Annotated in this window: 19 protein-coding genes; 11 read left to right on the forward strand and 8 right to left on the reverse strand. The window is 55.9% G+C overall.

Annotated features, from left to right (window positions below; translation table 11 throughout):
• The first annotated feature begins 34 nt into the window (after positions 1 to 34).
• Genes fhuC through fhuB form a run of 3 tightly spaced genes read left to right on the forward strand, consistent with a single transcriptional unit; the run spans position 35 to position 3697 of the window.
• Complete coding sequence (gene fhuC, locus N1689_RS14150) at positions 35 to 829, forward strand: Fe3+-hydroxamate ABC transporter ATP-binding protein FhuC (protein ID WP_161731523.1); 795 nt, start codon at positions 35 to 37, stop codon at positions 827 to 829.
• A gap of 10 nt (positions 830 to 839) precedes the next feature.
• Positions 840 to 1718: a Fe(3+)-hydroxamate ABC transporter substrate-binding protein FhuD gene (gene fhuD / locus N1689_RS14155; RefSeq protein WP_260059244.1), complete on the forward strand. Its 879-nt coding sequence runs from the start codon at positions 840 to 842 to the stop codon at positions 1716 to 1718.
• Positions 1718 to 3697: a Fe(3+)-hydroxamate ABC transporter permease FhuB gene (gene fhuB, locus N1689_RS14160; RefSeq protein WP_260059227.1), complete on the forward strand. Its 1980-nt coding sequence runs from the start codon at positions 1718 to 1720 to the stop codon at positions 3695 to 3697. The genes fhuD and fhuB overlap by 1 nt, the downstream gene beginning before the upstream one ends.
• A gap of 329 nt (positions 3698 to 4026) precedes the next feature.
• Here the strand turns inward: fhuB and hemL are convergent, their stop codons facing one another.
• A complete protein-coding gene (gene hemL / locus N1689_RS14165; protein ID WP_161735470.1) occupies positions 4027 to 5307 on the reverse strand; it encodes a glutamate-1-semialdehyde 2,1-aminomutase in 1281 nt (426 codons plus the stop codon).
• A 203-nt stretch (positions 5308 to 5510) separates the two neighbouring features.
• Here hemL and erpA point away from each other — a divergent pair, with 203 nt between their 5' ends.
• On the forward strand, positions 5511 to 5858 hold the full coding sequence (gene erpA, locus N1689_RS14170) for an iron-sulfur cluster insertion protein ErpA (protein WP_008925625.1): 348 nt from the start codon (positions 5511 to 5513) through the stop codon (positions 5856 to 5858).
• A gap of 30 nt (positions 5859 to 5888) precedes the next feature.
• Here the strand turns inward: erpA and N1689_RS14175 are convergent, their stop codons facing one another.
• From N1689_RS14175 to mtnN, 3 genes are all read right to left on the reverse strand, one after another.
• A complete protein-coding gene (locus N1689_RS14175) occupies positions 5889 to 6140 on the reverse strand; it encodes a hypothetical protein (protein WP_161735472.1) in 252 nt (83 codons plus the stop codon).
• Positions 6141 to 6263: 123 nt separating this feature from the next.
• The gene (btuF, locus tag N1689_RS14180; protein ID WP_260059228.1) at positions 6264 to 7058 is read right to left on the reverse strand and encodes a vitamin B12 ABC transporter substrate-binding protein BtuF; all 795 of its coding nucleotides are present in this window, start codon (positions 7056 to 7058) and stop codon (positions 6264 to 6266) included.
• Positions 7051 to 7749 carry a 5'-methylthioadenosine/S-adenosylhomocysteine nucleosidase gene (mtnN, locus tag N1689_RS14185; RefSeq protein ID WP_161735476.1) on the reverse strand — a complete coding sequence of 233 codons (699 nt, stop codon included), beginning with the start codon at positions 7747 to 7749 and terminating at the stop codon, positions 7051 to 7053. Before mtnN ends, btuF begins: the two co-directional genes overlap by 8 nt.
• A 92-nt stretch (positions 7750 to 7841) precedes the next feature.
• Between mtnN and dgt the strand changes: the two genes are divergently transcribed.
• The 3 genes from dgt to N1689_RS14200 all read left to right on the forward strand — a co-directional run bounded on the left by dgt (position 7842) and on the right by N1689_RS14200 (position 12254).
• Positions 7842 to 9332 carry a dGTPase gene (gene dgt / locus N1689_RS14190; RefSeq protein WP_260059229.1) on the forward strand — a complete coding sequence of 497 codons (1491 nt, stop codon included), beginning with the start codon at positions 7842 to 7844 and terminating at the stop codon, positions 9330 to 9332.
• 134 nt (positions 9333 to 9466) lie between these two features.
• A complete protein-coding gene (gene degP / locus N1689_RS14195) occupies positions 9467 to 10912 on the forward strand; it encodes a serine endoprotease DegP (RefSeq protein WP_161735480.1) in 1446 nt (481 codons plus the stop codon).
• Between the two features lie 184 nt (positions 10913 to 11096).
• Positions 11097 to 12254 (forward strand): CdaR family transcriptional regulator, encoded by a 1158-nt coding sequence (locus N1689_RS14200; RefSeq protein ID WP_013356833.1) that lies wholly within the window; start codon positions 11097 to 11099, stop codon positions 12252 to 12254.
• A gap of 60 nt (positions 12255 to 12314) precedes the next feature.
• Here the strand turns inward: N1689_RS14200 and N1689_RS14205 are convergent, their stop codons facing one another.
• The 4 genes from N1689_RS14205 to map all read right to left on the reverse strand — a co-directional run bounded on the left by N1689_RS14205 (position 12315) and on the right by map (position 17355).
• Positions 12315 to 12707 carry a DUF3461 family protein gene (locus N1689_RS14205; RefSeq protein WP_033731626.1) on the reverse strand — a complete coding sequence of 131 codons (393 nt, stop codon included), beginning with the start codon at positions 12705 to 12707 and terminating at the stop codon, positions 12315 to 12317.
• A 224-nt stretch (positions 12708 to 12931) separates the two neighbouring features.
• Entirely contained in the window at positions 12932 to 13756 is an 825-nt protein-coding gene (dapD, locus tag N1689_RS14210) for a 2,3,4,5-tetrahydropyridine-2,6-dicarboxylate N-succinyltransferase (protein ID WP_161735481.1), read from the reverse strand.
• 83 nt (positions 13757 to 13839) lie between these two features.
• A complete protein-coding gene (glnD, locus tag N1689_RS14215) occupies positions 13840 to 16494 on the reverse strand; it encodes a bifunctional uridylyltransferase/uridylyl-removing protein GlnD (protein WP_260059230.1) in 2655 nt (884 codons plus the stop codon).
• 66 nt (positions 16495 to 16560) lie between these two features.
• Positions 16561 to 17355, reverse strand: a complete 795-nt coding sequence (gene map, locus N1689_RS14220; protein WP_260059231.1) for a type I methionyl aminopeptidase — start codon at positions 17353 to 17355, stop codon at positions 16561 to 16563.
• A gap of 318 nt (positions 17356 to 17673) precedes the next feature.
• Between map and rpsB the strand changes: the two genes are divergently transcribed.
• The 4 genes from rpsB to frr all read left to right on the forward strand — a co-directional run bounded on the left by rpsB (position 17674) and on the right by frr (position 21016).
• Positions 17674 to 18399: a 30S ribosomal protein S2 gene (gene rpsB, locus N1689_RS14225; RefSeq protein WP_031375276.1), complete on the forward strand. Its 726-nt coding sequence runs from the start codon at positions 17674 to 17676 to the stop codon at positions 18397 to 18399.
• Between the two features lie 181 nt (positions 18400 to 18580).
• A complete protein-coding gene (gene tsf / locus N1689_RS14230) occupies positions 18581 to 19432 on the forward strand; it encodes a translation elongation factor Ts (RefSeq protein WP_013356839.1) in 852 nt (283 codons plus the stop codon).
• A 157-nt stretch (positions 19433 to 19589) separates the two neighbouring features.
• Positions 19590 to 20315: a UMP kinase gene (gene pyrH / locus N1689_RS14235; protein WP_013356840.1), complete on the forward strand. Its 726-nt coding sequence runs from the start codon at positions 19590 to 19592 to the stop codon at positions 20313 to 20315.
• Positions 20316 to 20458: 143 nt separating this feature from the next.
• Positions 20459 to 21016, forward strand: a complete 558-nt coding sequence (gene frr / locus N1689_RS14240; protein ID WP_161735487.1) for a ribosome recycling factor — start codon at positions 20459 to 20461, stop codon at positions 21014 to 21016.
• Positions 21017 to 21035 lie beyond the last annotated feature (19 nt).

Raw genomic sequence — 21035 nt, forward strand, 5'->3', positions numbered from 1 at the left:
CCGGGCGCTTAGGCGCCCGTTCACAGGGATAACCATGCCGCATCCGCACGCAGAAGAGGCAACCTTCAGGCTGGAGAATGCCAGTTTCGAAGTGCCCGGCCGCACTCTCCTCCAGCCCCTGTCGCTGACTTTTCCACCGGGTAAAATGACCGCGCTGATTGGCCACAATGGCTCGGGCAAATCGACGCTGTTGAAAATGCTGGGTCGCCATCATGCGGCCAGCAGTGGAGAGGTTTTGCTGAATCAGCAGCCCGTCGGGCGCTGGAACAGTAAAGCCTTTGCCCGCGAGGTGGCCTATCTGCCGCAGCAGTTACCGGCCGCCGAAGGGATGACGGTGCGTGAGCTGGTAGCGATTGGCCGCTATCCCTGGCACGGGGCGCTGGGGCGCTTTGTTCAGGAGGATCGCGATAGGGTAGAGGATGCGATTGCGCAGGTCGGGCTAAAGCCCTTTGCCGGTCGGCTGGTGGACAGTCTGTCAGGCGGTGAGCGTCAGCGCGCCTGGCTGGCGATGATGGTGGCGCAGAACAGCCGCTGTCTGCTGCTGGATGAACCGACCTCGGCGCTGGATATTGCCCATCAGGTGGAGGTGCTGGCGCTGATAAAAGACCTGAGCCAGCAGCGCGGCCTGACCGTGATTGCGGTGCTGCACGATATCAACATGGCGGCACGCTACTGCGATCATCTGGTGGCGCTGCGTCAGGGTGCGATGATTGCCGGAGGTGACGCCGGAGCAATTATGCAGCCTGAGGTACTGGGTGCAATTTATGGCATTCCAATGGGCATTTTACCGCACCCGCAGGGCGGCGCGCCGGTCAGTTTTGTCTGTTAAGGAAAGGATGATGCCCGATCTTTATCGCCGCCGACTGTTGCTGGCGCTGGCGGCCTCGCCACTGTTCTGTGCGCTTCCTCTGCGTGCTGCCACGCCGGATCCGGGTCGGATTATTGCACTGGAGTGGTTACCCACCGAACTGCTGATTGCGTTGGGCGTTACGCCCTGGGGCGTGGCCGATCTGCACAACTACAACATCTGGGTAGGTGAGCCGAAGCTGCCTGCGGACGTGATCGACGTCGGCCTGCGCACCGAACCCAATCTTGAGCTGATGGCGCAAATGCAGCCGTCGCTGATCCTCTGCTCCAACGGCTACGGCCCGCCCAAAGAGAAACTGACGCGCATCGCGCCCATCATGGGCTTTGATCTTCACAGCGGCGACGGAAAACCCTTCACCGCCGCGCGCGCATCGCTGCGTCAGCTGGCGGCGCGCCTGGGATTAAGTGAGCGCGCGGAGCAGCATCTGCGCGAGGTCGATGATCGGCTGGCAGCGGCGCGTGAGCGGCTGGCACCCTATGCCGGACGCACGCTTCTGCTGATGTCGCTGCTCGACAGTCGTCACGCCATTACCTTCGGTAAAAACAGCCTGTTCCTGGAAGTGATGACGCTGCTGGGCCTGAAAAATGGCTGGCAGGGCGAAACCAACTTCTGGGGCAGCGCAGTGATCGGCATCGAACAGCTGGCGCAGGCCGGGGAGGTAGATGTTATCTGTTTCGATCATGACAATGACGTGGAGATGCAGCAGCTGATGCGCAGTCCGCTGTGGCAGGCCATGCCGTTTCTCCGCACTGGACGCTTTCAGCGCGTCCCGGCGGTCTGGTATTACGGTGCAACGCTCTCGGCGCTGCACTTTGTTCGCGTGCTGGAACGCGCGCTGGAGACGCACTGATGCGCCATGCTCTGTTTCCCGCAGGCCTCCTCAGCCTGCTGTTTCTGCTCTCACTCAGCCTGACGCTGGTTAATCTGCACCAGGCACTGCCACAGGCTGAATGGTGGCAGGCATTCTGGTCACCAGCCGTCGATAGTCTGCCGCAGATGGTGTTTCACTACAGCCTGCTGCCGCGCACGGCGCTGGCGCTGCTGGTGGGTGCCGGACTGGGTCTTGCCGGTCTGCTGTTTCAGCAGATCCTGCGCAACCCACTGGCGGAGCCGACCACGCTGGGTGTCTCTTCCGGCGCGCAGCTGGGGATTACCGTGGCAACGCTGTGGCATCTGCCCGGCGGGGCCATGACCCAGCAGTTTGCCGCGCTTAGCGGTGCGCTGCTGGTGGGCGCGCTGGTGTTTGGTGTGGCCTGGGGCAAACGTCTGTCGCCGGTGACGCTGATTCTGGCCGGGCTGGTGCTGAGCCTGTACAGCGGCGCGGTGAATCAAATCTTCGCTATCTTCAATCACGATCAGCTGCAGAACATGTTTCTGTGGAGCACCGGCGCGCTGAATCAGATGAGCTGGGAAAACGTACAGCAACTCTGGCCGCGTCTGCTGCTGGCGTTTGTGCTGACACTGGCGCTGCTGCGTCCGCTGACGCTGATGGGGCTGGATGATGGTGTCGCGAAAAACCTGGGTCTGGCGCTCTCTGTGGCGCGTATTGGTGGCCTTGGACTGGCGATTCTGCTCAGCGCACAGCTGGTGAATATCGCCGGTATCATCGGCTTTATCGGGCTGTTTGCGCCGCTGCTGGCAAAGCTGCTGGGTGGACGACGACTCCTCAGCAGGATGCTGCTGGCACCGTTTACCGGCGCGCTGCTGCTGTGGCTGGCGGACAGTTGCGTCTTATGGCTCAGCACGCACTGGCGCGATATTCCGACCGGCACAGCCACGGCCCTGCTTGGCGTACCGATTCTGCTGTGGCTGCTGCCGCGACTGCGCACCGGTTCGGTGCCGCCCGCGCTGAATCAGGGTGACCATGTGCCCGCCGAACGACAGAACCTGCTGCGCTGGGCGCTGATCGGTCTCGCTGTTCTGGCGCTGCTGGGGTGGGGAGCTCTCGCGTTTGGACGTGATGCGCAGGGTTGGATCTGGTCAGCGGGCGAGATGCTGCAATCACTGCTGCCGTGGCGCGCGCCGCGCGTGCTGGCGGCGCTGGTAACCGGTCTGATGCTGGGCGTGGCGGGGAGTCTGATTCAGCGGCTGACCGGCAATCCCATGGCCAGCCCGGAAGTGCTGGGCATCAGTTCCGGAGCTGCCTGCGGCATAGTGGTCATGATGTTCTTTGTGCCAGGCGATGCGATGGCCTGGCTGCTGCCCGCCGGTGCTGTGGGTGCCGCACTGACGCTGCTGGTGATTATAACGGTAGCCAGCCGTGGCGGCTTCTCGCCGGCGCGGATGCTGCTGGCGGGTATGGCGCTTAACAGCGCCTTTGTCACCCTGCTGATGCTGCTGCTGGCCAGCGGCGATCCGCGTATGGGCGGGCTGCTGAGCTGGATCTCCGGCTCGACCTATAACATCAGCGGCAGTCAGGCGATTCTGAGTGCCCTCTGTGCGCTGGTGCTGGTCTCACTGGCCCCGCTGGCCAGTCGCTGGCTGACGCTGCTGCCGCTGGGAAGTGCGACTGCACGCTCGGCGGGCATGGCGTTGACGCCCGCGCGGCTGAGTCTGCTGCTGCTGGCCGCCGCGCTGACCGCCAGCGCGACGCTGACTATCGGTCCGCTGAGTTTTGTCGGACTGATGGCACCGCATATGGCGCGGATGCTGGGGTTCCGGCGGGCCTTGCCGCAACTGCTGCTGTCGGGATTGCTGGGCGGGGGATTGATGATACTGGCTGACTGGTGCGGGCGAATGCTGGCATTCCCGGATCAAATCCCAGCCGGGCTGATGGCGACCTTTTTAGGTGCGCCTTACTTTATCTGGCTGCTGCGGCGTTCAGGTTAAAAAAAGACCAGCGCAAACCGGTCTGAGATTACTAACAAAGTCTGGCCCGATTGGCTGTGAGACTGAGCCTGCGAAGGGAACACGGTCAGATCGGAAAGACGCTAAGGCCAGTCCCTGACACGCTCGGCCCGCGCGATTACGCACCTCATCCCTGAGGTGCGCCCGTAAACCGGCCAACGCGTTGCGTTGTTCAAAAACGCCTGGCGTTTTTGTCCCAGGCGCGGGACGCTTTCCTCCTCTGCCCGTGTTCCCTGCGCGTTGAGTTTTATGTTGCTGTGAGATCCTGGACCGGGTGCTGCTGCCGGTCTTTGCCTCTAACGCTGCCGCAATTACAGCTTCGCGAAACAACGACGCGCGGCGTCGACAGTGCGCTGAATATCCTCTTCGCTGTGCGCCAGCGACATAAAGCCTGCCTCATAAGCTGATGGCGCAAAGTAAACACCTTCCTCCAGCATCAGATGGAAGAAGGTTTTAAAGCGCTCTACATCGCAGCGGGTCACATCGGCATAACAGGTCACGCTATCAGCCTCGGTGAAGAACAGGCCGAACATCCCGCCCACATGATTAATCACCAGCGGGATATTTTGCTGTTGGGCTGCTTCGCGCAGACCCTCAGCCAGCTGGCGGGTCAGGGCATCCAGTTTGTCGTGCGTGCCAGGCTGCGCGATCTGTGTCAGGCAGGCAAAACCGGCGGCCATGGCAATGGGGTTACCGGAAAGCGTACCCGCCTGATAAACCGGACCGGTCGGGGCCAGCGCAGCCATCACGTCGCGACGGCCACCAAATGCGCCAACCGGCATCCCGCCACCGATAATCTTTCCGAGACAGGTCAGGTCAGGACGCACATTGTAGTGAGCCTGCGCGCCGCCCAGCGCCACGCGGAAACCGGTCATCACTTCATCAATAATCAGCAGTGCGCCGAACTCATCGCAGAGCGCACGCAGGCCTGGCAGGAACGCCGGCTGCGGCGGAATGCAGTTCATGTTGCCGGCGACCGGCTCAACGATGATGGCCGCGATGGCGTCAGGATATTGCTCAAAGGCGCTGCGCACCGAGTCGAGGTCGTTAAAGGTGCAGGTCAGGGTGTGTTTAGCGAAATCAGCCGGTACGCCCGGCGAGTTTGGCTGACCCAGCGTTAAGGCACCGGAACCCGCTTTCACCAGCAGATGATCGGCGTGACCGTGATAGCAGCCTTCAAACTTGATAATTTTATCGCGGCCCGTAAAGCCACGCGCCAGACGAATCGCGCTCATGGTTGCTTCGGTGCCGGAGTTGACCATCCGCACCATCTCCATAGACGTCACCAGCTCACACACCAGTTGCGCCATGGTCACTTCCATTTCGGTCGGTGCGCCAAAGCTCAGGCCGCGCTGGGCCGCTTCGATCACGGCATTACGGATCGCCGCGTTGTTATGACCCAGCACCATCGGACCCCATGAGCCAACATAGTCGATATAGACTTTTCCATCGGCGTCATAGAGATACGCGCCATCAGCATGTTCAATAAACAGCGGAACGCCGCCCACGCCGGTAAATGCGCGTACTGGCGAGTTTACCCCGCCCGGGATCAGGCGTTGTGCCTCGGCAAACAGTTGTTCGGACTTACTCATTTTCGGCTCCAGCGGTTCATAAAAATATTGCACCATTCTACGGAAGAGGGGCAGCAGACGAAAGGCGGATTCACCCGCGGCGCCCTTAACAGAGGTGAAAGCGGCACAGAGTGCGAAGGGCAGAGCTTGATTGCGCTGAGGTGCTGGCTGATAATAGCGTTATTAAGGTCGTTTTCTGACCTGGGCGTTTACCGGAGTAAAACATGAGTGATGAAGTAGTAGCACTGCCGTTGCAGTTTACCGACGCCGCAGCCACCAAGGTGAAGAACCTGATTGCCGACGAAGAGAACCCGGCGCTGAAACTTCGCGTCTATATCACCGGTGGCGGTTGCAGTGGTTTCCAGTACGGCTTCACCTTTGATGATCAACTGAATGATGGCGACATGACGATCGAAAAGCAGGGCGTCTCGCTGGTGGTTGACCCGATGAGCCTGCAATATCTGGTGGGCGGTTCGGTGGATTACACCGAAGGTCTGGAAGGCTCACGCTTTATCGTGACCAATCCAAATGCCAAAACCACCTGTGGCTGTGGCTCTTCCTTTAGTATCTGATGATGAAGGCCGTCATCGCGACGGCCTCGTTTACCACTCGATTGTGACCAGCCGGTTACTCTGTTTCACACTTCCCTGCGACTGAATCTGACTATGGGTTACGCGTGGCTGCGCGCTTGCCTGTCTGCCGCAGTTGATCTGTGGCGCGGGCTGACCGTTAGCCGTGTTGATTTCACAGCGTGAATAGATGACAAGTCTGGCGCCAATAGAGCCATTTATCGATCCTGCAAAGGCAGAACCGGCGATCGACAGCCCTATGGCCAGCAGCAGTGCTCTGGTCATATAAGGTTCCTGGTGTTTTAAAAAAGCGCCGGGGCGCTAAAAGGACGGCGAGCATACGTGGCGCGTTCGTCTCTGGTATTGATCAACGGCAAAAATCGCAGTGACTTTAATTAATTCGCCGATTTATTCATCGGGATGCAGAGCCGCGCAGAGTTGCTGCGCGGCCAGCAGCAGTCGCGGGCCTGGCCGGCTAAGCCAGTCCTCGTTGATGGCAATCACCGGTACATCCAGCTGCGGTCGCCAGAACACACGGATGTTTTCCGCCTGCTGCGCACTGCCACCCGTCACAACGGCCTGAGGATGGCGCATCAGTACCTGCTCACGGCTGACCTGTGGCCAGCTGACACGACTGTCGGCAAAAATATTCCTGCCACCACATAATGTAATTATCTCATTCTGCAGCGTGGCTCTGGCGGCGGTAAAGAGTGGCTGCTGTCCAAACTGCAAAAAGAGCGGAACCGCAGTCAGGTGAGTATAGCGCTGACGCAATGCGGCTTCCTGCTGCCGTAACGCCTGGGCAGCTCTGCTTGCCTGTTCCGGGCTGGGGCTCCAGCGGCCCAGATCGGCCAGCGCTGTGAACATGTCATCCAGCGTCTGCGGATCAATCCATTTAACCGGTACGCCGAGCTGCTGCAACTGGTCAATCTGTCGCTGCGGATTACCGCCTCGCCAGGCTAAGACCAGATCCGGTTTGAGCTGCAGAATGCGTTCGGCCTTGATGCCCTGCCAGTTGGCAACCTGTTCAATCTGTTTCGCCTGCGGCGGATAGTCAGACCATGCACTGACCGCAATCGGCGTAATCCCGGCAGCAAAGGCGAGTTCGGTAAGGTGGGGAGCGAGGGTGATAACACGGGGCGGGGAGGCAAGCAGGCTGCCGCTCAACAGCAGCAGCCAGCAGAAAAGCAGCGTTTTAGCCACGCGCCAGATGCGCCAGCAGGTTCTCCACCAACAGCGAAGATTGCTTTGCCGCTACGCTTAAGAACTCATCAAAGCTGAGGTGAGATTCCTTATCGGCCACGTCGGAAATCGCACGGACCACCACAAACGGTACCTGGAACTGATGACAGACGTGACCGATAGCGGTTGCTTCCATCTCAACGGCAATCGCCTGCGGGAACAGGTTGCGAATGCGTGCCAGCGGTTCGGCACCATTGATAAAGGCATCACCGCTCACCACCAGACCGCGTACGGCATTCAGGTCCAGTTGCTTAATGCAGGCTTCCGCCGCAGCAATCAGCTTGCTGTCTGCCACAAATGCGGCCGGACAACCCGCCATCTGACCCGGCTCGTAACCAAATGCGGTGACATCCGCATCGTGATAACGCACTTCGTCTGACACCACGATATCGCCGACGCTGAGCGACGGCGATAAACCGCCCGCCGAACCGGTGTTGATCACCACATCGGGTTTGCAGAGCTGCAGCAGCAGCGTGGTGCCCAGCGCCGCAGAGGTTTTACCAATGCCCGATTTCAGCAGTGCCACCTCAACGCCCTGCAGGGTGCCGGTATAGATTTCACAACCCGCCAGCGACAGCGTTTGACGGTTTTCAATTTTGTCGCGCAGCAGTGTGACTTCCTGCTCCATCGCGCCAATAATGCCTGCTTTCATAGTGAGTTCCGTTAATGTAAAGAATCAAAATTTAGGGCATAGTCTACCATGGCATTCAGGGGATTAATTCACGAAAAAGTCAGGGGTAATTCATGTCGGCGATCAATTTCAGGAAGAAGATCAGCTTCTCGCGCCCTTATACCAGTCGAAAAGATCCGGAAGGCGAATATTATATTACCCGCCATTTTGAGAGCGACCGTGGACGGATTATCAACTCCGCCGCCATCCGGCGACTGCAACAGAAAACGCAGGTTTTTCCGCTGGAGCGCAATGCCGCTGTCCGTTCCCGACTGACACACTCGCTGGAGGTGCAGCAGACCGGACGCTACATCACCAAAGAGATCCTGCAAACCCTGAAGATGCAGGGCGGGCTGGCGCAGTATGGTCTGGATGAGCTTGAAGGCGCATTTGAAAGCCTGATCGAAATGGCGTGTCTGCTGCATGACGTGGGCAATCCGCCGTTTGGTCATTTTGGCGAGGCAGCTATTAACGACTGGTTTGAAGAGAACCTCGCTGCCGAGCTGGTCGATCCGCTGGTGGCGGGCGTTGAAGGGGATGCGCAGCGTAAAGCCTTTGATGAGCTGAACGCCATGATACGCCAGGATCTCTGCCATTTTGAGGGCAACGCGCAGGCTATCCGTATGGTGCATACGCTGCTGCAACTCAATCTCAGTTATTCTCAGGTCGCCTGTATCCTCAAATATACTGCTCCTGCCTGGTGGCAGGGTGAAAAGCCCGCCGAATTTAGCGTGTTAATGAAGAAACCCGGTTTTTATCTCTCTGAGCAGGATTATATTGCCGACCTGCGTGCTGCCACCAATATGGAAGAACACCACCGATTTCCGCTCACCTATATAATGGAAGCCGCAGATGATATCTCCTATTGTATTGCCGATTTGGACGACGCTGTAGAAAAAGATATTTTTAATGTTGAGAGTTTGTTTGAATTTCTCAGTAAAGCCTGGGGGCCGGTGAAAAATAATGACGCCTTTAGCCGGACTATTGGCGAAGCCTGGCGGGAAGCCTGCAGTAAAAAACGCCGCAGCCGCAGCGATCAATTTTTTATGTCATTACGCGTACATGTTCAGAGCGTGCTGGTCAGTTACGCGGTGAAACGTTTTGTTGATAATCTGCCTGCAATATTCGAGGGAAGTTTTAACCATGCACTGCTGGAAGATGAGGGTGAAGAAGGGCGTTTACTGCAACTGTTTAAGACCGTTGCGCGCCAGCAGGTGTTTAATCACTCCGAAGTTGAGCAGCTGGAACTGCAGGGTTACCGCGTGATTAAAGGGCTGCTGGAGATCTATCAGCCGCTGATGCGCCTTAATTATGAAGCCTTTACCACGCTGATGAATGAAGACTTCCTGCGCCAGCACCCGATTGAAACGCGGCTTTTCCATAAGCTCTCCGGGAAACACCGTAAAGCCTATTTGCACAAGATGCGTAATCTGGTTGTGGAGCATAAATATCAGCGGCTGTTGTGGGAGCGTTATTATCGCTTCCGGCTTATTCAGGATTATATTAGCGGTATGACCGATCTCTATGCCTGGGATGAGTACCGGCGGCTGATGGCAGTAGAATAAGCCGCCGATTGTAAAGAGCGCGAATAAATTTTTACCTTTGGCTTAAACTTTTAAAGGAACTTCGCGCTAAAACATTTATCTCACCTTTCGACCACAGCAATGGTCTGAACAGTAATCTTATTGAGAAACGAAAAATGAAAAAAAAGACTTTAGTGTTAAGTGCGCTGGCATTGAGCCTGAGCATGGCGCTCGCCCCTGTTACTGTTTCTGCTGCGCAAACGGCCTCTTCCGAAAGCCAGCAACTGCCAAGCCTGGCTCCCATGCTGGAAAAAGTGATGCCGTCTGTGGTCAGTATCAGCGTTGAGGGCACTACCACAGTAAAAACGCCACGCATGCCACAGCAGTTTCAGCAATTTTTTGGCGACAATTCGCCGTTCTGTCAGGACGGTTCACCGTTCCAGGGTTCACCCCTGTGCCAGAACGGTGACGGTGCAGGCGGTAACGGTAGCGGACTTGCCCCTGATACCCAGCAGGAAAAATTCCGTGCGCTGGGATCGGGCGTGATCATCAATGCCGAAAAAGGCTATGTGGTGACCAATAACCACGTCGTAAATAATGCCACCAAAATTCAGGTGCAGCTCAGCGACGGCCGTCGCTATGATGCAAAAGTCATCGGTAAAGATCCCAGCTCTGACATTGCACTGGTTCAGCTACAGGAAGCCAAAAATCTGACCGCCGTGAAAATTGCTGACTCCGACAATCTGCGCGTCGGTGACTACACCGTGGCAATCGGTAACCCGTATGGACTGGGTGAAACCGTGACCTCCGGTATCGTTTCGGCACTGGGACGCAGCGGCCTGAATGTAGAAAATTACGAAAACTTTATCCAGACGGATGCGGCGATTAACCGGGGCAACTCCGGTGGTGCGCTGGTTAACCTCAACGGTGAACTGATTGGGATTAACACCGCTATTCTGGCACCGGATGGCGGCAATATCGGTATCGGCTTTGCAATTCCGAGCAACATGGTGAAAAACCTGACGGCGCAGATGGTTGAGTTTGGACAGGTGAAACGCGGCGAGCTGGGTGTGCAGGGCACGGAACTGAACTCCGAACTGGCAAAAGCGATGAAAGTCGACGCACAGCGTGGTGCGTTTGTCAGCCAGGTACTGCCAGACTCTGCAGCTGCGAAAGCGGGCATCAAAGCGGGTGACGTGATTGTCTCCATGAATGGCAAACCGCTGAGCAGCTTTGCTTCACTGCGTGCAGAAGTCGGTTCACTGCCGGTTGGCACCACCCTGAAACTGGGCCTGCTGCGTGACGGCAAACCGGTCGATGTTTCTGTTCAGTTGCAGCAGAGCAGCCAGGCGAAAGTGCAGTCCGCCACCATCTACAACGGCATTGAAGGGGCTGACCTCAGCAATGTTGAAACCGGCGATAAAGGCGTTCGCGTTGATAATGTGAAAGCCGGCAGTGCCGCAGCGCGTATCGGCCTGAAGAAGGGTGATGTGATTCAGGGCGTTAACCAGCAGCCAGTAACCAACCTCGGCGAGCTGCGCAAAGTTCTCGATACCAAACCAGCTGTTCTGGCACTGAATGTGAAGCGCGGCGACAGCAGTATCTACCTGCTGATGCAGTAACGGAACGACCACTGATGAAGAGGCGGACCAGGGTCCGCCTTTTTTATGCCCGGCATTTGCCCTGGCAGAGTGTGATGCTCACCGCAAATTCGGCAAATGACCGCCTGGCTCTGTGCAAATGCACAATGTTCTGCCTGCTTTCCATGCGTATTCTGTTTCTCCCCCTCTTTTTCAGGAGTAATGGATGGCTACCTATCACCTTGATGCCCGGCTGGCACAGGATATCGTGGCACGCACCATGAAAATTATTGACAGCAATGTCAATGTGATGGATGCGCGGGGCCGCATTATCGGCAGCGGTGACCGGGAACGCATTGGGGAGTTGCACGAAGGTGCGCTACTGGTGCTTTCGCAGGGCCGCGTAGTCGACATCGATGAAGCCGTGGCTAAACACCTTCATGGCGTACGGCCCGGCATTAACCTGCCGCTGCGCATTGATGGTGACATTGTCGGGGTGATTGGCCTGACCGGCGAGCCGCTGGCATTGCGGCATTATGGCGAGCTGGTCTGCATGACCGCAGAGATGATGCTGGAGCAGGCACGGCTTCTGCATATGCTGGCACAGGACAGCCGTCTGCGTGAAGAGCTGGTGCTGAATCTCATCCGCAGCGATACCCTGTCGCCACAGCTGACCGAATGGGCTCAGCGGCTTGGCATCGATCTCAATCAACCGCGTGTGGTGGCCGTTCTGGAGGTGGATAGCGGTCAGCTTGGCGTCGACAGCGCGATGTCAGAGCTACAGCAGTTGCAAACGCTGCTGACCACACCGGAGCGCGATAATCTGATCGCTATTGTGTCACTGACCGAAATGGTGGTGCTGAAACCGGCCCTGAACGGGCATGGACGTTACGATCAGGATGATCATCGCCGCCGCGTCGAGCAGCTGCTGCAGCGGATGAAAGAGAGTGGTCATCTTCGGATGCGTATCGCGCTGGGTAACTTCTTTACCGGGCCGGGCAGCATTGCACGTTCTTATCGGACGGCGCGCACCACCATGATGGTGGGCAAGCAGCGTATGCCTGAAGTACGCAGCTATTTTTATCAGGATCTGGTGCTGCCGGTGCTGCTCGACAGCCTGCGCGGCGGCTGGCAGGCCAATGAGCTGGCCCGGCCGCTGGCGAAGCTCAAGAGCATGGATAACAACGGTTTGCTGCGCCGCACGTTAATCGCCTGGTTCACCCATAACGTCCAGCCGAGCGCTACCGCACGTGCGCTGTTCATTCATCGTAATACGCTGGAGTACCGCCTGAACCGGATTTCTGAGCTGACCGGACTGAATCTGGGTCATTTTGACGACAGGCTACTGCTCTATGTGGCTTTGCAACTGGATGAGCAGGGGTAGGGAGAAGATTTGCGGCATAAAAAAGGCCAGCAAAGCTGGCCTCTCTTGTCAGACAGGACATTAACGGCTGTTACGGGTTAATTTTTCGAGGTCCGATTCAATTTCTGAGATCTTGTGGGCGACCACGCTTTCCAGATGACGCAGGTCATCCAGAATTTTGCGTTTCAGATCCACTTCAACCTGATCGCGCTGGCAAATCTGGTCCAGTTCATCGATGACATAACGCAGATTCGGGCTGATTTCCTGAACTTCTTTGTAGCCCTGAGTCGCGTGATCGGCAACGACAGTTTTGCGCTGGCGCGGATATTTGAATTTAACGCTCTTCGCGAAAAACTCGCCTTTATCTTTACGGAAGTAGATCTTCAGAATGTCGTTATTGGCTTCCTGACGCAGGCTGTAGCGGTCAATGTCGTCCGGGTTACTGATACCTAAGCTTTTCAGATTGTCATACATAGCGTTGTTTCCATCAAAAGTGAGAAGCGCGCAGACTTGTTCATGACGTCCGTCAACTGTAGACATAAATAAGCGGGATGAACATTGCGCGACAGGATTTAACTGGCGCGGATTATGACCTGGATAAAAACTAAACGCACCAGTTAATTCGCGGCGCGAAGCATGTTATTGGGTAATGAGTGTAAAGAAAAGATGACGGGCTGGTTTCCAGCCCGTCAGTTCAATCAGTCGATGGTGCGCAGCAGTTCGTTGATACCGGTTTTTCCCAGCGTTTTCGCATCCACTTTCTTCACGATCACAGCACAGTAGAGGCTGTAGCTGCCATCTTTGGACGGCAGGTTACCTGAAACTACGACGGAACCAGCAGGCACACGACCATAATGTACTTTGCCTGTTTCGCGGTCATAAATTTTAGTACTCTGACCGATGTAAACGCCCATTGAGATCACTGAGCCTTCTTCAACAATCACGCCTTCAACGATTTCAGAGCGTGCGCCAATGAAGCAGTTGTCTTCGATAATGGTCGGGTTGGCCTGCAGCGGTTCCAGCACGCCACCGATACCCACGCCGCCAGAAAGGTGAACGTTTTTACCAATTTGTGCACAGGAGCCAACAGTCGCCCAGGTGTCTACCATGGTGCCTTCATCCACGAAGGCGCCAATGTTGACGTAAGAAGGCATCAGCACCGTGTTGCGGGCGATATAGGCACCCTGACGCACAGCCGCAGGCGGCACGACGCGGAAGCCTGCGGCTTTGAAACGCGTTTCATCCCAGCCGGCAAACTTCATCGGCACTTTGTCGTAAAAGCGGGTTTCTGCACCTTCCATTACCTGATTGTCATTGATGCGGAAAGAGAGCAGCACTGCTTTCTTCAGCCACTGATGCGTTACCCACTCGCCGTCGATCTTCTCAGCAACGCGCAGCTCACCGCTGTCCAGCAGAGAGATCACCTGGTTGATGGCATCACGGGTTTCGCTGTCAACGCTGGCAGGTGTGATGTCAGCGCGACGTTCGAAGGCGGATTCAATAACGCTCTGTAACTGTTGCATATTTTTTTCCTGATCTGTCATGTGCGATGCCGGGCAATAACCCGACACAAGTAAAGAGATTAATGTTTACAAATCGAGTCTGGTCACACTTTATCGTTTGGATTAAGGGCCTCTGTCAACCGTTGTTGCAACGCTTTACGCATTTCTTCATCCAGCGCCTGACGTTCACTGTTGGCCAGAATAAACAAATCTTCGACCCGCTCGCCGATGGTGCTGATGCGTGCGCCGTGCAGCGACACACCGAGATCGGCAAAGACTTCACCGACTCGCGCCAGCAGACCAGGCTGATCCAGCGCCACCAGCTCCAGGTAGCTGCGACGATCGGTATGCGTCGGCAGGAAATTGACCTCTGTATCCACGCTGAAATGCCGGAGTTTGGCTGACGGACGGCGGGTACGCGGCGGCACCCAGTCAGACTGGGTGATCGCCTGCTCCAGCGCCTGAATGATCATCGGATGGCGATCCGGCGACAGTGGGCTGCCATCCGGTTCCAGCACAATAAAGGTGTCCATGGCCATGCCGTCGCGGCTGGTAAAGATCTGCGCGTCGTGGACGCTGAGGTTGCGGCGGTCGAGTTCTCCAGCTACGGCGGCAAACAGGTGCGGACGATCGGGGCTCCAGATGAAAATTTCGGTTCCGCCGCGCGTGGCCTGCGGGCTGACCAGCACCATCGGTTTCTTCAGATCGTGAACCAGTAAGTGGCGGGCATGCCATGCAATCTGATTAGGCGTGTGGCGCAGGAAATAATCTGCGCGGCAGCGATTCCAGATCTGGTGCAGGCGCTCTTCATCGATATTGTCCATCCGTAGCAGCGCCAGTGCCTGCAGACGATGGTGACGCACCCGCTCACGCAGGTCCGGACTGTTTTCCATGCCGCGTCGCAACTGCTTCTCGGTGGCGAAAAACAGCTCGCGCAGCAGGCTCTGCTTCCAGCTGTTCCACAGGCTTTCGTTGGTGGCGCAGATATCGGCGACGGTCAGGCAAACCAGATAGCGCAGCCGGTTCTCATTCTGCATCATCTCAGCGAACTGCTGGATCACCGTCGGGTCCTGAATATCGCGCCGTTGCGCCGTCACCGACATCAGCAGATGATGGCGAACCAGCCAGGCCACCAACTGCGTTTCACGCGAGTTCAGGCCATGCATTTCAGCGAAATCGAGCGCATCCTGTGCGCCGAGAATAGAGTGATCGCCGCCGCGCCCTTTGGCAATGTCGTGCAGCAGTGCTGCCATCAGCAACAGCTCCTGCTGCGGCAGACGCGGCCATAACTCTACGCACAGCGGATGCTGCGGACGCGTGGTTTCATTGGCAAAGCTTTCCAGCTTCTGCAGCACGCGGATAGTGTGCTCATCCACGGTGTAGGCGTGGAACAGATCGAACTGCATCTGCCCGACGATATGGCCCCACAGCGGCGTGTAAGCCCATAACACGCTGTGACGGTGCATCGGCACCAGCGCCCGGCTGACCGCGCCGGGATGGCGCAGAATCGACATAAAGGTGCGTCGCGCTTCCGGAATCTGACACAGCGGTTGTTTAAGATGACGACGCGCATGGCGCAGATGACGCAGGGTAGTGGAGTAGATCCCTTTGATGCTGTCGTTACGCACCATGACATAGAACATGCGCAGAATTGCCTGCGGTTCGCGGGTGAACAGCGTTTCGTCACGCAGGTCGATCAAATCGCCACGCAGCTGGAAATCGTCATCGACAGGCCTCGGTTTTTCGCTGGTAGAGAGCGCCAGAATCGCCTCATCAAACAGCTGCAGCAGCATCTGATTCAGTTCGCCGATGCGCCGCGTGACGCGATAGAAATCTTTCATCATCCGCTCGACCGGCTCATTGCCTTCACCCTGGTAATTCAGGCGCTGCGCCACGCTGAGCTGGCGATCAAACAGCAGGCGGTTATCATAGCGTGGCAGGGAGAGGTGCAGGGCAAAGCGGATGCGCCAGAGAAATTCCTGGCATTCGTTGAGTTCGCTGCGCTCCGCGTCGGTGAGGAAACCAAAGCCAACCATCTCATCCAGCGTTGTGGCACCAAAATGGCGTCGGGCGACCCACTGCAGCGTATGGATATCGCGCAGACCACCCGGACTACTCTTGATGTCCGGCTCTAGGTTATAGCTGGTACCGTGGTAACGCGTGTGGCGTTCCTGCTGTTCTTCAATTTTGGCGGCAAAGAAGGTGGATGAGGGCCAGAAGCCGTCACTGAAGATGTTTTTCTGCAGCTCCAGAAACAGCGCCACGTCTCCGGTCAGCATCCGCGACTCAATCAGGTTAGTGGCAACGGTAAGGTCTGACAGTCCTTCCAGCAGACACTCTTCCAGCGTGCGGACGCTATGGCCTACTTCCAGCCTAAGGTCCCACATCAGCGTCAGCAGATCGCTGGTGCGCTGTGCGGCCTGTTCGTCCAGCGGCTGTCGACTAAGGATTAGCACATCAATATCAGAGAGCGGATGCAGTTCGGCACGGCCATAGCCGCCCACGGCGACCAGCGCGATAGAGGGCATCGCATCAAAGCCAAAGAAGCGCCACAGGCGACGTAGTAGCCGGTCAATAAACAGGGTACGCGCATCAATCAGCGGCTCAACGGCTTCACCGGTATCAAATGCGGCAGCCAGATGCTGCTGAAACTGCTCCAGCCGCGGCTTCAGAATGTCGCGGGTCAGCTGGTCGTCACCCCATTCGGCCGGCGAATCGACCAGACCGTTTTTTACCTCTTCTGACAGACTCACACTCATGCAGCTCTTCTCTTTTTTAGCCAAAAAAAAGCCGGCTCATCGCCGGCTTGATCTGTGTGAGGAAAATTACCCTTCAGCAACGAGCACGGCAGGGATCGTGTCATCTTTACGCAGGGTTAAAATCTCACAGCCGTTTTCCGTCACCACAATAGTATGCTCATACTGTGCGGACAAGCTGCGATCTTTGGTTTTTACCGTCCAGCCATCTTTCATTGTGCGGATGCGGTAATCACCGGCATTGACCATCGGTTCTACCGTAAAGGTCATGCCCGTCTGCAGTACCACGCCGCTATCATCGGCATCGTAATGCAGCACCTGCGGCTCTTCGTGGAAGCCTTTGCCGATGCCATGACCGCAATATTCACGCACGACAGAGAAGTCGTTCGCTTCCACATACTTCTGGATAGCCCGGCCCAGCTCGCGCAGACGAATGCCAGGCTTAATCAGACGCAGGGAAAGATAGAGGCTCTCCTGCGTGACGCGGCACAGGCGTTCACCCTGAATGGTCGGCTTACCGACGATAAACATCTTTGAGGTGTCGCCGTGGTACTCATCTTTAATCACGGTGACATCAATATTGACGATATCGCCATTTTTTAACGGGCGATCATCGCTGGGAATGCCGTGGCACACCACTTCGTTAACGGAGATGCAGACCGACTTTGGAAAGCCGTGATAGCCGAGGCAGGCAGAGATTGCCTGTTGCTTTTGGGTAATATGCTCGTGGCAGATGCGGTCCAGCTCACCGGTGGTCACACCCGGTTTCACGTAAGGTTCGATCATCTCCAGCACTTCAGCGGCCATTCGGCCCGCGACGCGCATTTTTTCGATTTCTTCAGGGGTTTTAATTGAAATTGCCATTAAATTAATCCGCAGTTGTCGAAGTTTTCGACAATAATAAGTTCTGTGCTGCCATGTTAGCAGCCAGCAAATGGGCTGCCAAATAGAGAACGCGCTGGCCTCTGTCAGCGATCATTTATTGGCGTCACTGGGCTGGTTGTGGTATAAAGCGCGCCGACGATTCTCTGTATGGCCGTTTCGGTCAGCAGGAAACGCATAACTCTCATTATGTGTACTAAAACACACATGTATCGACACATACGCCGGGGTGCCTTGAAAGAGGTCGGTCGTATGGGATACATGGAGGCCCAACCCCAATCAAACTTTAGAGGTTTTATCATGGCAACTGTTTCCATGCGCGACATGCTCCAGGCTGGTGTTCACTTCGGTCACCAGACCCGTTACTGGAACCCAAAAATGAAGCCATTCATCTTTGGTGCTCGTAACAAGGTTCACATCATCAACCTGGAAAAAACGGTTCCTATGTTCAACGAAGCTCTGGCTGAACTGAACAAGATCGCTTCCCGTAAAGGTAAGATCCTGATCGTAGGTACTAAGCGCGCTGCTGCTGAAGCGGTAAAAGAGTCTGCACTGAGCTGCGACCAGTTCTTCGTAAACCACCGCTGGTTAGGTGGCATGCTGACTAACTGGAAAACCGTGCGTCAGTCAATCAAACGTCTGAAAGATCTGGAGACTCAGTCTCAGGATGGTACTTTCGACAAACTGACCAAAAAAGAAGCGCTGATGCGTGCGCGTGAGCTGGCCAAGCTGGAAAACAGCCTGGGCGGTATCAAAGACATGGGCGGTCTGCCAGACGCGCTGTTTGTTGTTGATGCTGACCACGAACATATCGCAATCAAAGAAGCAAACAACCTGGGTATCCCGGTATTTGCTATCGTTGATACCAACTCAGATCCAGATGGCGTTGATTTCGTTATCCCAGGTAACGACGATGCGATCCGTGCTGTAAACCTGTACCTGACTGCCGTTGCGACCACCGTTCGCGAAGGCCGCTCTCAGGACCTGGCTGAGCAAGCTGAAGAAGCGTCTTTAGAAAACGCTTAATTAAGGTTTGCTCTGCATAAGAGCCCTTAGCATTCAGATGTGATCTGTAAGGGGCCTATAGTGGCCCCTTTATTTATCTCAGTCTGTTACGCCCCCAACCGGACGGCGGGACAGAGTAAATTTTCCGCAAATAAGTGTCTGCAGGTACCTATGTACACAGGCACGAACCGAGGATTCTGGAATGGCTGACATTACCGCTGCATTGGTAAAAGAACTGCGCGAGCGTACTGGCGCTGGCATGATGGATTGCAAAAAAGCGCTGACTGAAGCGAACGGCGACATTGAGCTGGCGATTGAGAACATGCGTAAGTCTGGCGCAATCAAAGCAGCGAAAAAAGCAGGCAACGTTGCTGCTGATGGCGTAATCAAAACCAAAATCGTTGGCGACTACGGCGTGATTCTGGAAGTGAACTGCCAGACTGACTTCGTAGCAAAAGATGGCGGTTTCCAGGCGTTCGCAGACAAAGTTCTGGATGCGGCTGCCGCTGATCGCGTCACTGACGTTGAAGTCCTGAAAGCGCAGTTCGAAGAAGAGCGCGTTGCACTGGTTGCGAAAATCGGTGAGAACATCAACATCCGTCGCGTTGCAATCCTGGAAGGCGCAGAGCTGGGCAGCTACCTGCACGGCGCGCGTATCGGCGTTCTGGTTTCAGCGAAAGGCGCTAACGAAGATCTGATCAAACAGATCGCGATGCACGTTGCAGCGAGCAAGCCTGAATTCGTTAAGCCAGAAGACGTTTCTGCTGACGTGGTTGATAAAGAGTACCAGGTTCAGCTGGACATCGCGATGCAGTCTGGCAAGCCAAAAGAGATCGCAGAGAAGATGGTTGAAGGCCGTATGAAGAAATTCACCGGTGAAGTCTCTCTGACGGGGCAGGCTTTCGTTATCGACCCAAGCAAAACCGTTGGCCAGGCTCTGAAAGAGCAGGGCGCTGACGTCATCAACTTCATCCGCTTCGAAGTGGGCGAAGGCATCGAGAAAGTTGAGTCTGACTTCGCTGCAGAAGTTGCAGCAATGTCCAAACAGTCTTAATGCTCTGAAAGAACCGCCAGATGGCGGTTCTTTTTTGTCTGTGAATCGCAACAGACACGTTTTCAGTTTCATCCCAATAGCATTTTCTTTGCGGTAAGCGGATGATCGATCAGAATTTACTTCTCCTTTACACCCAATCTTCCAGGAAGAACTGACCATGGCGACCAACGCAAAACCTGTTTATCAACGTATCCTGCTTAAACTCAGCGGCGAAGCTCTGCAAGGCGCTGAAGGTTTTGGTATCGACGCGAGTGTGCTTGACCGCATGGCACAAGAGGTAAAAGAGCTGGTTGAGCTGGGCATCCAGGTTGGCGTGGTAATTGGCGGAGGGAACCTGTTCCGCGGCGCGAGCCTGCAGCAGGCAGGGATGAACCGTGTCGTAGGTGACCACATGGGTATGCTGGCGACCGTGATGAACGGCCTGGCGATGCGTGATGCACTGCACCGCGCCTATGTGAATGCACGCCTGATGTCAGCGATTCCACTGAATGGCGTCTGTGACAACTACAGCTGGGCAGAAGCGATCAGCCTGCTGCGTAACAACCGCGTCGTCATCTTCTCCGCCGGTACCGGCAACCCATTCTTTACCACCGACTCTGCGGCGTGTCTGCGCGGCATTGAGATTGAAGCGGACGTGGTACTGAAGGCGACCAAAGTTGACGGCGTCTACTCTGCCGATCCGGTGAAAAGCCCGGATGCGACACTGTATGATCAACTGACCTATGCCGAAGTCCTGGATAAAGAGCTGAAAGTGATGGATCTGGCGGCCTTTACCCTGGCGCGTGACCACAAATTACCTATCCGTGTTTTCAACATGAATAAACCTGGCGCACTGCGTCGCGTAGTGATGGGTGAAAAAGAAGGTACCCTGATTACGCATTAATACCCGAGGCGAGATAAAATAAGGTATATTCTGTCAGCGCGATGAGAATGCATCGCGCACCAGTCAGGATTATCGATGATTATCGATCCCGCTTCCGGTTATGCCGGAACTGGCCAGGTCAAACCGAATCCAAGGGTTTCAACGTGATTAACGACATCAAAAAAGATGCTGACACGCGCATGGAAAAATGCGTTGAAGCATTCAAAACGACCATCAGCAAAGTGCGCACCGGTCGTGCGTCACCTACGCTGCTCGACGGCATCGTCGTCGAATATTACGGCACGCCGACGCCACTGCGTCAGCTGGCTTCTGTCACTGTGGAAGATTCACGCACGCTGAAAATCAACGTGTTCGATCGTTCACTGAGTCCGGCAGTCGAAAAAGCGATCATGAAGTCTGATCTCGGTCTGAACCCAAGTTCAGCCGGTACTGACATCCGTGTTCCGCTGCCAGCGCTGACAGAAGAGCGTCGTAAAGATCTGATTAAAATCGTGCGCGGCGAAGCCGAGCAGGGCCGTGTGTCGGTACGTAACGTCCGTCGCGATGCCAACGATAAAATCAAAGCGCTGCTGAAAGATAAAGAAATCAGTGAAGACGACGAACGTCGTGCGCAGGACGAAGTGCAAAAAATGACCGATGCGTATATCAAGAAAGTTGATGCTGCACTGTCAGAAAAAGAGACGGAGTTGATGGATTTCTGATTCCATCACTGCCGGACAA

The sequence above is a fragment of the Pantoea sp. XY16 genome, from assembly GCF_025153065.1.
Taxonomy (GTDB): domain Bacteria; phylum Pseudomonadota; class Gammaproteobacteria; order Enterobacterales; family Enterobacteriaceae; genus Pantoea; species Pantoea alfalfae.